The sequence below is a fragment of the Streptococcus sp. 4094 genome (assembly GCF_013277125.1).
Taxonomy (GTDB): Bacteria; Bacillota; Bacilli; order Lactobacillales; family Streptococcaceae; genus Streptococcus.
The window spans coordinates 19,092-31,872 of record NZ_VMMI01000032.1 but is presented as its reverse complement, the minus strand read 5'-3'; the positions used below and the strand labels follow the sequence as shown (position 1 = coordinate 31,872).

12 protein-coding genes and 1 tRNA gene are annotated in these 12,781 nt (G+C 41.8%); all 13 read left to right on the top strand.

What is annotated here, in order from left to right:
• The first annotated feature begins 97 nt into the window (after positions 1 to 97).
• The 13 genes from HT721_RS07335 (at position 98) to HT721_RS07275 (ending at position 12,749) form a co-directional block, all read left to right on the top strand.
• Positions 98 to 1,141, top strand: coding sequence for a TIGR00341 family protein (locus tag HT721_RS07335; protein WP_173229479.1), 1,044 nt, complete (start codon positions 98 to 100; stop codon positions 1,139 to 1,141).
• A gap of 166 nt (positions 1,142 to 1,307) precedes the next feature.
• Entirely contained in the window at positions 1,308 to 3,395 is a 2,088-nt protein-coding gene (topA, locus tag HT721_RS07330) for a type I DNA topoisomerase (RefSeq protein ID WP_173229477.1), read from the top strand.
• Positions 3,396 to 3,651: 256 nt separating this feature from the next.
• The gene (locus tag HT721_RS07325) at positions 3,652 to 4,011 is read left to right on the top strand and encodes a YbaN family protein (RefSeq protein ID WP_001237210.1); all 360 of its coding nucleotides are present in this window, start codon (positions 3,652 to 3,654) and stop codon (positions 4,009 to 4,011) included.
• 93 nt (positions 4,012 to 4,104) lie between these two features.
• Complete coding sequence (locus HT721_RS07320; RefSeq protein WP_173212518.1) at positions 4,105 to 4,737, top strand: copper homeostasis protein CutC; 633 nt, start codon at positions 4,105 to 4,107, stop codon at positions 4,735 to 4,737.
• 43 nt (positions 4,738 to 4,780) lie between these two features.
• Positions 4,781 to 5,437 carry an MmcQ/YjbR family DNA-binding protein gene (locus HT721_RS07315; RefSeq protein ID WP_173229475.1) on the top strand — a complete coding sequence of 219 codons (657 nt, stop codon included), beginning with the start codon at positions 4,781 to 4,783 and terminating at the stop codon, positions 5,435 to 5,437.
• Between the two features lie 313 nt (positions 5,438 to 5,750).
• Positions 5,751 to 7,313 (top strand): 2-isopropylmalate synthase, encoded by a 1,563-nt coding sequence (locus tag HT721_RS07310; protein ID WP_173229473.1) that lies wholly within the window; start codon positions 5,751 to 5,753, stop codon positions 7,311 to 7,313.
• Between the two features lie 11 nt (positions 7,314 to 7,324).
• Positions 7,325 to 8,362 carry a 3-isopropylmalate dehydrogenase gene (gene leuB, locus HT721_RS07305; RefSeq protein ID WP_173229471.1) on the top strand — a complete coding sequence of 346 codons (1,038 nt, stop codon included), beginning with the start codon at positions 7,325 to 7,327 and terminating at the stop codon, positions 8,360 to 8,362.
• Entirely contained in the window at positions 8,359 to 8,628 is a 270-nt protein-coding gene (locus HT721_RS07300) for a DUF1294 domain-containing protein (RefSeq protein ID WP_173229469.1), read from the top strand. The genes leuB and HT721_RS07300 overlap by 4 nt, the downstream gene beginning before the upstream one ends.
• Before the next feature lie 3 nt (positions 8,629 to 8,631).
• Positions 8,632 to 10,014 carry a 3-isopropylmalate dehydratase large subunit gene (leuC, locus tag HT721_RS07295; protein ID WP_173229467.1) on the top strand — a complete coding sequence of 461 codons (1,383 nt, stop codon included), beginning with the start codon at positions 8,632 to 8,634 and terminating at the stop codon, positions 10,012 to 10,014.
• 9 nt (positions 10,015 to 10,023) lie between these two features.
• Positions 10,024 to 10,617 (top strand): 3-isopropylmalate dehydratase small subunit, encoded by a 594-nt coding sequence (leuD, locus tag HT721_RS07290; RefSeq protein WP_023933062.1) that lies wholly within the window; start codon positions 10,024 to 10,026, stop codon positions 10,615 to 10,617.
• A 27-nt stretch (positions 10,618 to 10,644) separates the two neighbouring features.
• A complete protein-coding gene (locus HT721_RS07285; protein ID WP_000160498.1) occupies positions 10,645 to 11,424 on the top strand; it encodes a Sua5/YciO/YrdC/YwlC family protein in 780 nt (259 codons plus the stop codon).
• 199 nt (positions 11,425 to 11,623) lie between these two features.
• The gene (locus tag HT721_RS07280; protein WP_173229465.1) at positions 11,624 to 12,610 is read left to right on the top strand and encodes a GMP reductase; all 987 of its coding nucleotides are present in this window, start codon (positions 11,624 to 11,626) and stop codon (positions 12,608 to 12,610) included.
• A 67-nt stretch (positions 12,611 to 12,677) separates the two neighbouring features.
• Positions 12,678 to 12,749: transfer RNA gene (locus HT721_RS07275), tRNA-Arg, on the top strand.
• Positions 12,750 to 12,781 lie beyond the last annotated feature (32 nt).

The window sequence follows — 12,781 nt, the reverse complement described above, 5'->3', positions numbered from 1 at the left end:
AAGTCAGTAACATCTATACGGCAAGGTGAAGCTGACGTGGTTTGAAGAGATTTTCGAAGAGTATTAGCGACTAGTTAGCTAGGAAAGGAAGATATTTGTGACAAATAATAAACTGTATTCGTTGGTAGAATTTAGAAATAAAATATACGAAGAATTAGAACTCTCCAGAAGTGATTTAGCGATTTTGCTATGTGCCATGCTTATCGCCTCTATCGGATTAAATATGGATTCGACTCCCGTGATTATTGGAGCTATGTTAATCTCTCCTTTGATGAGCCCCATTCTGGGAGTAGGACTCTCTCTAGCTATATTTGATTTTAAATTGTTAAGAAAATCTTTTAAAATCTTAGCTATTCAAATTCTTGCCAGTTTAATAGCTTCAACACTTTATTTTTATCTTTCTCCCATTTCGTATGCTAGTTCGGAGATTGTTGCTAGAACCTCTCCGACTATTTGGGATGTTCTCATTGCTTTTGTAGGAGGGATAGCTGGTATTATTGGTGCTAGGAAAAAAGAGACCAATAATATTGTCCCTGGTGTCGCGATTGCAACTGCCTTGATGCCTCCTCTTTGTACGGTAGGTTATGCTATTGCTTCTGCTAATCTAAAATTTATCATAGGCTCTTCTTACCTATTCCTCATCAATTGTAGCTTTATTGTCATTGCGACTTATATAGGTGTTAGGTTGATGATGGTTAAGAAGCACTATTTTAGAGATAATGAAGAAGACTCTAAAATGCGCAGGATTTTGCTTTTAGTTGCTGTTTTGCTGATGATTCCGAGTTTCATCTCTGCAACGACTTTAGTGAGAGAAACGTTGAAAAAAGAGTCCCTTAATAAATTTATATCAGAGCAGTTTCAGGGGCATAATATTTTGAAAAAAACCTATTCTAAAAAGACTCATACCCTAAAGCTAACCATCTCAGGAAATTATTTGACAGAAGAAGAACTCGATATGATTTCCAGTAAGAGGGGGGATTATGGTTTAAGTGATGTTTCTGTTCAAGTTTCACAATTGTCTGATTCAGAACAACTTAGCAAGGAAGAACTGGTAGAGTATTTCTTCCAGTATATCAAGGATAAGGAAGCAAAAGAAAAGGAAAAAGCCAATAAATTTGATACAGAGTCTGAGGAGCAATAATTTCTTGAGAATAGCTGGTTTCTCTCGTGAGTCTTCTATGTATATCAAAGGAAGACTGAGGTCTTAAGCATAAAACTTTTCTTCTATTATAGTAGCTAAGTCTTGACAGGGTTCAAAAAATGGTTTACACTTTATAAAGTTTATTACTTTGAAAAGGTGTGATACTGTGGCTACGGCAACAAAAAAGAAAAAATCAACAGTTAAAAAAAATCTAGTCATCGTGGAGTCGCCTGCTAAGGCGAAAACGATTGAAAAATATCTAGGCAGAAACTACAAGGTTCTAGCCAGTGTCGGGCATATCCGTGATTTGAAGAAATCCAGTATGTCCGTTGATATTGAAAATAATTATGAACCGCAATATATCAATATCCGAGGAAAAGGTCCTCTTATCAATGACTTGAAAAAAGAAGCCAAAAAAGCTAATAAAGTCTTTCTCGCAAGTGACCCGGACCGTGAAGGAGAAGCGATTTCTTGGCATTTGGCCCACATTCTCAACTTGGATGAAAATGATGCCAACCGTGTGGTCTTCAATGAAATCACCAAGGATGCGGTCAAAAATGCTTTTAAAGAACCTCGCAAGATTGATATGGACTTGGTCGATGCTCAACAGGCACGCCGTGTTTTGGACCGCTTGGTAGGCTATTCGATTTCGCCTATTTTGTGGAAAAAGGTCAAGAAGGGCTTGTCAGCAGGTCGCGTACAGTCCATTGCCCTTAAACTCATCATTGACCGTGAAAATGAAATCAATGCTTTTCAGCCAGAGGAATACTGGACAATTGATGGCGTCTTTAAAAAGGGAACCAAGCAATTCCAGGCTTCCTTTTATGGAGTGGATGGTAAAAAGCTGAAACTGACTAGTAATGATGAGGTCAAGGAAGTCTTATCTCGTCTGACTAATAAAGACTTTTCAGTGGATCAGGTGGATAAGAAAGAGCGCAAGCGCAATGCTCCTTTACCCTATACCACTTCGTCTATGCAGATGGATGCAGCCAATAAAATTAACTTCCGTACTCGAAAGACCATGATGGTTGCCCAACAGCTCTATGAAGGGATCAATATCGGTTCTGGTGTGCAAGGTTTGATTACCTATATGCGTACCGATTCGACTCGTATCAGTCCAGTAGCGCAGAACGAAGCAGCAAGTTTCATTACGGACCGTTTTGGTAGCAAATATTCTAAGCATGGTAGCAAGGTCAAAAATGCATCAGGTGCTCAGGATGCCCATGAGGCTATTCGTCCGTCAAGTGTCTTTAATACACCGGAAAGCATCGCTAAGTATCTGGACAAGGATCAACTCAAGCTTTATACTCTTATTTGGAATCGTTTTGTAGCAAGCCAGATGACAGCTGCTGTCTTTGATACCATGGCCGTTAAATTGTCTCAAAATGGGGTTCAATTTGCTGCCAATGGTAGTCAGGTTAAGTTTGATGGTTATCTTGCCATTTATAATGATTCTGACAAGAATAAGATGTTACCGGACATGGCTGTTGGAGATGTGGTGAAACAGGTTAATAGCAAACCAGAGCAACATTTCACCCAACCGCCTGCTCGTTATTCTGAAGCGACACTGATCAAGACCTTGGAGGAAAATGGGGTTGGACGTCCGTCCACCTATGCGCCCACCATTGAAACTATTCAGAAACGTTATTATGTTCACCTTGCAGCCAAACGTTTTGAACCGACAGAGTTGGGAGAAATTGTTAATAAGCTCATCGTTGAATATTTCCCAGATATCGTAAACGTGACCTTCACAGCTGAAATGGAAGGCAAACTGGATGATGTCGAAGTCGGAAAAGAGCAGTGGCAACGTGTCATTGATGCCTTTTACAAACCATTCTCTAAAGAGGTTGCCAAGGCTGAAGAAGAAATGGAAAAAATCCAGATCAAGGATGAACCAGCTGGATTTGACTGTGAAGTGTGTGGCAGTCCAATGGTCATTAAACTTGGTCGTTTTGGTAAGTTCTACGCTTGCAGCAATTTCCCAGATTGTCGCCATACCCAAGCAATCGTGAAAGAGATTGGCGTAGAGTGTCCAAGTTGTCATCAGGGACAAATTATTGAGCGAAAAACCAAACGTAATCGCCTCTTCTATGGTTGCAATCGTTATCCAGACTGTGAATTTACTTCTTGGGACAAGCCTGTTGGTCGTGACTGTCCAAAATGTGGCAACTTCCTCATGGAGAAAAAAGTCCGTGGTGGTGGCAAGCAGATTGTTTGTAGCAAGGGTGACTACGAAGAAGAAAAGATTAAATAAGAAGAGAGTCCTGAAAGTGAATTTCAGGCTCTTTTGGTTGGAACTTGACAAAATTCATCATTTTATGCGAAACTAGAAGAAGATTATTTTATACTCAATGAAAATCAAAGAGCAAACTAGGAAACTAGCCGCAGGTTGCTCAAAGTACTGCTTTGAGGTTGCAGATAAGACTGACGAAGTCAGGAACCATACCTACGGTAAGGCGACGTTGACGTTTTTCGAAGAGATTTTCGAAGAGTATTAATTAGGAGTAGTTATGCGTCTTATCTATCTGATAATTGGTTTTTTATCACTGGCTTTGGCTATTATTGGGGTTGTCTTGCCCTTGTTGCCGACAACGCCTTTCCTTTTGTTGTCTATTGCTTGTTTCTCCAGAAGTTCCAAACGTTTCGAAGACTGGCTTTATCATACCAAGCTCTATCAAACATATGTAGCTGATTTTCGGGAAACCAAGTCAATTGCGCGTGAACGTAAGAAAAAAATCATCGTATCCATCTACATCTTGATGGGAATTTCCATTTATTTTGCCCCTCTCTTACCAGTCAAAATCAGTCTGGGTGCTTTGACCATCTTTATCACCTATTATCTCTTTAAGGTTATTCCAGACAAAGAATAAGTAAAATTTGTAACTATTTCCCTTGATAAAAATGAAAGCATATTCACAATAATATGATATAATAAATTTAAAGTAATCTTCAAGGAGAATCAAATGGTTTACGAATTTTGTGCTGAAAATGTGACCTTGCTTGAAAAAGCTATGGAGGCTGGAGCTCGTCGAATCGAACTCTGTGATAATCTAGCAGTTGGTGGGACAACACCAAGCTATGGAGTAACTAAGGCAGCAGTTGAACTGGCAGCTAACTATGATACGACCATCATGACCATGATTCGCCCACGTGGTGGCGACTTTGTCTATAATGATATGGAAATTGCTATTATGCTAGAAGACATTCGCTTGACTGCTCAGGCTGGAAGTCAAGGGGTTGTATTTGGTACCTTAACTGCTGATAAGAAGTTGGATAAGCCTAATCTTGAAAAGTTAATTGCTGCATCAAAAGGAATGGAAATTGTCTTCCACATGGCCTTTGATGAATTGAGTGATGAAGAGCAGTTGGAGGCTATTGACTGGCTCAGCCAAGCCGGTGTCACTCGTATCCTAACTCGTGCTGGTGTGTCTGGTGACTCCTTAGAAAAACGCTTTGCTCACTATCACAGAATTTTAGAGCACGCTAAAGGTAAAATTGAAATTCTACCTGGTGGAGGGATTGACCTTGACAACCGTCAAACCTTTATCGATCAGCTAGGCGTGACTCAATTGCATGGAACTAAGGTTGTCTTTTAAAAAATAGAAAGGAACTGCTAGCTTTGGGTAGCAGTTTTCACTTATGTTTGAAATTTTTAAATCCTATCAGTTTAATAAAGAAAAAGCTCATGCCTATGGTCTTGTAGAAAATGGGGAAGTCTGGAATTATAGCTCCAAGATTTTGCAGGGTGACTTTGTCATGACAGTCTCCATCACTACTGATAATGTGAGTTTTCAAGTCTTTGACCAGGAGACTGGTGATCTCTATCCTCAAGTTCATATGGAAAGCATGCGTGGAAGTTTTGTAGGAAGTGTCCGTGAGGCTTGTTTGGAGACTCTTTACCAGATTCGGAAGGCTTGTTTTGATGTGCAGGATTTTATCTGTCCTCAAACTAAGCGTATCATGACTCAAGTTCAGGAAAAGTACGGAAATCAGTTGGAATATCTGTGGGAGAAATCTCCTGATACGGCAGTGTTACGTCATGAAGGCAATCAAAAATGGTATGCTGTTTTGATGAGAATACCTTGGGATAGGCTAGATAAGGGTAGAGAAGGTCTAGTCGAAGCAGTCAATCTAAAACACGACCAAGTAGCGGACTTGCTTTCACAAAAGGGCATTTATCCAGCTTTTCATATGAATAAACGTTACTGGATTAGTGTGGCTTTTGATGATACGTTGTCAGATGAAATGGTACTGGAATTGATAGAAAAAAGTTGGAACTTAACCACTAAAAAATGAAATATTTCAAGGATTTTCAATAACTTTCAATTAGCTAAATATTCTCTACTGAAGAAATTTTCAGAAAATATTGGATTTTTTCTTGACAAGTGCTTTTGCCTATGCTAAAATACTAAACAAGATATCAAACGAAGGAGAAAGTCAAACATGAAAACAGCTAAGTTTAATCAATTTGCTTTGTTGTTGAGGTACTCGGGCTAGTGCAAAAAGCATTAGTCCTGTTTGGCTTACCAAGCGGGAGTAAATCAACATCTCGCTTGGGTTTCTGAGCGAGATGTTTTTTTAAAATCACATTTGGAAAAGGGGAAATCTTATGCGAACAGTTGAATTTCTAGATACTAGCCTTCGGGATGGAGAGCAGACACCCGGTGTTAACTTTTCAATCAAAGAAAAAATTGCCATTGCAAGGCAGCTGGAGAAATGGGGCATTTCAGCCATAGAAGCTGGTTTTCCGGCGGCGAGTCCTGATTCATTCACAGCAGTGCAGGAGATTGCTAAAGTCTTGAAGAAAACAGCGGTGACTGGTTTGGCACGCTCTGTCAAGTCTGATATTGATGCATGTTATGAGGCGCTCAAGGACGCCAAGTATCCACAGGTTCACGTCTTTATCGCTACCAGTCCGATTCATCGTAAGTATAAGCTCAATAAGAGCAAGGAAGAGATTCTAGAAGCTATTAAGGAGCATGTTTCTTATGCCCGTTCTAAGTTTGAGATAGTCGAATTCTCTCCTGAGGATGCGACTAGAACAGAGTTAGATTTCCTCTTGCAAGTTGTTCAAACAGCGGTAGACGCAGGTGCATCTTATATCAATATCCCTGATACGGTTGGATTTACCACGCCAGAGGAGTACGGTGCTATCTTCAAATACTTGATTGAGAATGTCAAGACGGATCGTCAGATTATCTATTCGCCTCACTGCCACGATGACCTCGGAATGGCAGTAGCTAATAGCCTTGCTGCCGTCAAGAATGGGGCAGGACGTGTCGAAGGAACTATCAACGGTATTGGTGAGCGAGCTGGAAATGCTGCTTTGGAAGAAATTGCAGTGGCGCTCAATATTCGCCAAGATTACTACCAAGCAGAAACCGGTATTGTCCTAAATGAGACCATCAATACGTCAGAAATGGTTTCTCGCTTCTCAGGTATCCCAGTTCCTAAAAACAAGGCTGTGGTTGGTGGTAATGCCTTTTCTCATGAATCTGGTATTCACCAAGATGGAGTTCTTAAAAATCCTCTTACTTATGAGATTATCACCCCTGAATTGGTTGGTGTCAAGAGTAACAGTCTTCCGCTTGGAAAATTATCTGGTCGCCATGCCTTTGTTGAGAAACTAAGAGAACTGGCCCTAGATTTTACAGAAGAGGACATCAAACCACTCTTTGCGAAGTTTAAGGCGCTAGCAGACAAGAAGCAAGAAATTACAGATGCAGATATTCGTGCGCTGGTAGCTGGAACCATGGTTGAAAATCCAGAAGGCTTCCATTTTGATGATTTACAACTGCAAACCCATGCAGATAATGACATTGAAGCACTTGTTAGCCTGGCTAATATGGATGGTGAGAAAGTCGAATTTAATGCGACAGGACAAGGTTCAGTTGAAGCCATCTTTAACGCTATCGATAAGTTCTTTAACCAATCCGTCCGCTTGGTGTCCTACACTATTGACGCTGTGACAGATGGAATTGATGCCCAAGCTCGGGTCTTGGTCACTGTTGAAAACAGAGATACAGAAACCATCTTTAACGCAGCAGGTCTTGATTTCGATGTGTTGAAGGCTTCGGCTATTGCCTACATCAATGCCAATACCTTTGTTCAAAAAGAGAATGCTGGTGAGATGGGACGTAGTGTTTCTTACCGCGATATGCCTAGTGTATAAAGGAGAAGGCTATGACAAAGAAAATAGTAGCTCTAGCAGGGGACGGAATTGGCCCAGAAATCATGGAGGCTGGTTTAGAAGTTCTGGAGGCTCTAGCTAAAAAAACAGGCTTTGTCTATGAAATAGACAGACGACCTTTTGGAGGCGCAGGTATTGATGCTGCAGGGCATCCTTTACCTGATGAAACCCTCAAGGCAAGTAGAGAAGCAGATGCCATTCTCCTAGCTGCTATCGGTAGTCCTCAGTATGATGGAGCAGCGGTTCGCCCTGAACAAGGCCTGCTGGCTCTCCGTAAGGAACTCAATCTCTATGCTAATATTCGACCTGTAAAAATCTTTGACAGTCTTAAGCATTTGTCACCACTAAAATCGGAACGAATTGCTGGTGTAGACTTTGTCGTGGTGCGTGAGTTGACAGGCGGAATTTACTTTGGAGATCATCTCCTTGAAGAGCGCAAAGCGCGTGATATCAACGACTATAGCCATGAGGAAGTGGAGCGGATTATTCGCAAAGCCTTTGAAATTGCAAGAAATCGGAGAAAAATCGTTACTAGTATTGATAAGCAAAATGTTCTAGCGACCTCAAAACTCTGGCGGAAAGTAGCTGAGGAAGTCGCGCAGGATTTCCCAGATGTAACCTTGGAGCACCAGCTAGTCGACTCAGCTTCCATGCTCATGATTACCAATCCTGCCAAGTTTGATGTTATTGTAACGGAGAATCTTTTTGGAGATATTCTCTCTGATGAATCAAGTGTTCTATCTGGCACACTTGGGGTTATGCCATCAGCCAGTCATTCTGAAAATGGACTAAGTCTTTATGAACCCATTCACGGTTCAGCTCCTGATATTGCAGGTCAAGGAATTGCCAATCCTATTTCTATGATTTTGTCTGTTGCTATGATGTTGAGAGATAGTTTTGGACGATATGAGGATGCAGAGCGTATCGAGTGTGCTGTTGAGGCAAGTTTGGCAGCTGGAATTTTAACGAGAGATATAGGAGGACAGGCTTCGACCAAGGAAATGACGGAAGCTATTATTGCAAGGTTATGAAGTTAGACGAAAAAATTACTCTAGTCCTTTTGATTTGGAATGTCATGGTTTTCTTGATTTATGGTATTGACAAATCTAAGGCTAGGAGAAGAGTTTGGCGCATCCCTGAGAAAATCTTACTAATTTTAGCCTTTACTTTTGGTGGTTTTGGTGCTTGGCTAGCAGGAATCATTTTTCACCACAAGACTCGAAAATGGTATTTTAAAACAGTTTGGTTTCTCGGGATGGTGTCCACACTAGTAGCCTTATATTTTATTTGGAGGTAATGGATGGCAGGAAAATCTATTTTTGATAAATTATGGGACCGTCATGTCATCACAGGAGAAGAGGGGCAACCCCAACTCATGTATGTGGACCAGCACTATATTCATGAAGTGACCAGCCCTCAGGCTTTTCAAGGATTACGAGACACAGGACGAAGATTGAGACGACCAGACTTGACATTTGGAACCTTTGACCACAATGTCCCGACGGTCAATATCTACGATATTCGAGATGTCATTTCCAAGGCTCAAATTGATAAGCTGGCTGAAAATGTTGAGGAGTTTGGGATTGAACATGCGGCCCACGGTTCCGAAAAGCAAGGAATCGTTCATATGGTTGGTCCAGAGACAGGACGGACCCAACCAGGAAAATTCATCGTCTGTGGAGACAGTCATACGGCAACCCACGGAGCTTTCGGAGCTATCGCCTTTGGGATTGGGACCAGTGAGGTTGAGCATGTCTTCGCTACCCAAACACTCTGGCAGGTTAAACCAAAGAAAATGTTGGTAGAATTCACTGGTGTTCCTCAAAAAGGAGTTTATTCCAAGGATTACATTCTCGCCCTGATTGCCAAGTACGGCGTTGCTTGTGGTGTTGGCTACGTGGTGGAATATCGAGGTCAGGCTATTGATGCACTGAGCATGGAAGAGCGAATGACCATCTGCAATATGTCCATCGAGTTTGGCTCTAAGATGGGAATCATGAATCCGGATCAAACTACCTATGATTATCTCAAGGGACGAGAATGCGTTCCAGAGGACTTTGAAGAGGCTGTGGCGGATTGGAAAACAATTGTCAGTGATGAGGATGCCGTTTATGATAAGGTTATTCAGATGGATGTCTCAGACCTTGCTCCTATGGTGACCTGGGGAACCAATCCTGCTATGGGCGTTGACTTTGACAGTAGTTTCCCAGAAATTAAGGATATGAATGATGAACGAGCCTACAATTATATGGATTTGGAACCAGGTCAAAAGCCAGCGGATATTGAACTAGGTTATATCTTTATAGGTTCATGTACCAATGCTCGTCTCAGCGACTTGCAACTGGCTGCGCGATTTGTTAAAGGGAAGAAAATTGCTCCCAACTTAACGGCTATCGTAGTCCCAGGTTCTCGTCCTGTCAAACGAGCTGCTGAGAAGTTGGGCTTGGACAAGGTATTTCTAGATGCTGGCTTTGAGTGGAGAGACCCTGGTTGCTCCATGTGTCTGGGGATGAATCCTGACAAGGTTCCAGATGGCGTTCACTGTGCCTCAACCAGCAACCGCAACTTTGAAGACAGACAGGGATTTGGTGCTAAGACCCACCTCTGCAGTCCAGCCATGGCAGCTGCAGCAGCTATCGCAGGGCGCTTCGTAGATGTTCGGCAAATGCCAGAAGCCCAGTAAGGAGAGGATATGGAGAAATTTACAGTTTATACGGGAACGACCGTTCCTCTCATGAATGATAATATCGATACCGATCAAATCCTACCTAAGCAGTTTCTCAAGTTAATAGATAAGAAAGGCTTTGGTAAGTACCTCATGTATGCTTGGCGTTATCTGGACGATCTCTATACTGAGGACCCAGACTTTGTCTTTAACCGACCTGAATATCGGAAAGCCAGTATCCTCATCTCAGGTGATAACTTTGGGGCAGGTTCTTCGAGGGAACACGCGGCTTGGGCTCTAGCAGACTATGGTTTTAAAGTCGTGATTGCAGGATCTTTCGGTGATATTCATTACAATAATGAACTCAATAATGGCATGTTGCCCATTGTCCAGCCTAGAGAGGTTAGAGAGAAACTAGCTCAGCTACAACCAAGTGACCAGGTAACTGTGGACTTGGAACAACAGAAAATCATCTCACCAGTTGGAGAATTCACTTTCGAAATCGATAGCGAGTGGAAACACAAGCTCTTAAATGGTTTGGATGATATCGGAATTACCTTGCAGTACGAAGATTTGATTGCTGCTTATGAAAAACAACGACCAGCCTACTGGCAGGATTAGAAGAAAAATAGAAAAGGAAATAGAACTATGACAAAACACATTCAATGGAACGGAACACTTTCACAAGAAGGCTATGACATTTTAAAAGGTGAGGGCGGATGTATCGTTTGCCCTACAAAAGTTGGTTACATTATTATGACTAGTGACAAGGCAGGTCTTGAACGCAAGTTCGCAGCCAAAGAGCGTAATCGTAACAAACCAGGTGTTGTTCTCTGCGGTAGCATGGATGAGCTTCGTGCTTTAGCACAACTCAATCCAGAAATTGAAGCCTTCTACCAAAAACATTGGGATGAAGATATTCTTCTTGGTTGTATCCTTCCATGGAAACCAGAAGCCTTTGAGAAATTGAAAGCTTATGGGGATGGCCGTGAAGAACTGATGACTGACGTTCGTGGTACTAGCTGTTTCGTTATCAAGTTTGGGAAAGCTGGTGAACAATTGGCTGCCAAACTTTGGGAAGAAGGCAAGATGGTCTATGCCTCATCTGCAAACCCATCTGGAAAAGGAAACCGTGGTAAGGTAGAAGGTATCGGAGAACGCATCGAAGGAGCAGTGGACCTTGTCATTGAAGCAGATGACTATGTGGCATCTATCCAACCTGACAAAACGATTGAAACACGCTACGAGCAAGGTGTGATGGTCTCTATGGTCGATAAAGACGGCAAACTCATTCCAGAACAAGGAGGAGCTCGCTCAACTTCACCAGCTCCAGTTGTAATCCGCAAAGGGCTTGACATTGATAAGATTATGATGCACCTGTCAGACACCTTTAACTCATGGGACTACCGTCAGGGAGAGTATTATTAGAATGTAGAATAACTGGGGAGAAAATAATCTCTCCTTTCTTTTGTTATTTACACAAGTAAAATCCGAACGATACATTTTAATTTATAAAATTATTTGACAAAAACTGTACTTTGGTTTATAATAAATTAAGGAAACGTCGGAAAAGGCGTAGTGATGCGAGAGCATAGGTAGGTCATTACAAAAGAAACGAGATATCGATATGTTAAATGAATTTCCAATTTTTGATTACGAAGATATTCAATTGATTCCAAATAAATGTGTCATTAAAAGTCGTGCAGAAGCGGATACAAGTGTTACTCTAGGAAAGCACACCTTTAAATTACCTGTTGTGCCAGCGAATATGCAGACGATTTTGGATGAAAATGTAGCAGAGCAATTGGCTAAAGGTGGTTACTTCTACATTATGCATCGTTTTGATGAGGCAGGACGCATTCCTTTTATTAAACGAATGCACGATCAAGGGCTCATTACTTCTATCTCTGTCGGTGTTAAGGACTATGAGTATGATTTCGTTAGCCAGCTCAAGGCTGATGCTCCTGAGTTCATCACGATTGATATTGCCCATGGTCATGCGGATAGCGTGATTTCTATGATTCAACACATCAAGAAAGAATTGCCAGATACTTTTGTCATTGCTGGAAATGTTGGAACACCCGAAGCTGTGCGTGAATTGGAAAATGCTGGTGCGGATGCTACTAAGGTCGGAATCGGTCCTGGTAAGGTTTGTATTACCAAGGTCAAGACTGGTTTTGGTACAGGTGGTTGGCAGTTGGCTGCTCTACGCTGGTGTGCCAAGGCTGCCCGTAAACCGATTATTGCTGATGGTGGAATTCGCACTCACGGAGATATTGCCAAGTCTATTCGCTTCGGTGCCAGCATGGTCATGATTGGTTCCCTCTTTGCAGGACATATCGAAAGTCCAGGGAAAACGATTGAAGTTGATGGTGAACAGTTCAAAGAGTACTACGGTTCGGCTTCGCAATACCAAAAAGGTGCTTATAAAAACGTCGAAGGCAAACGCATCTTGCTTCCTGCTAAAGGTCATCTGCAAGACACTTTAACTGAGATGGAGCAAGACCTTCAAAGTGCTATTTCTTATGCAGGTGGACGTCAGGTTGCTGACCTTAAACATGTTGATTATGTGATCGTGAAAAACTCTATTTGGAATGGGGATGCTTCCCACTAAGACGGGCTATTCTCACTAGAAAAAAACTTGTTATTAGAGCAAATTTCTGTTATAATAAAACAAGTTTCCACCCTTAGTGTAATGGATATCACGTAAGATTCCGGTTCTTGAGATGGGGGTTCGATTCCCTCAGGGTGGATGTAAACATCCTAAGAAAGCCTTTAGTAGGGC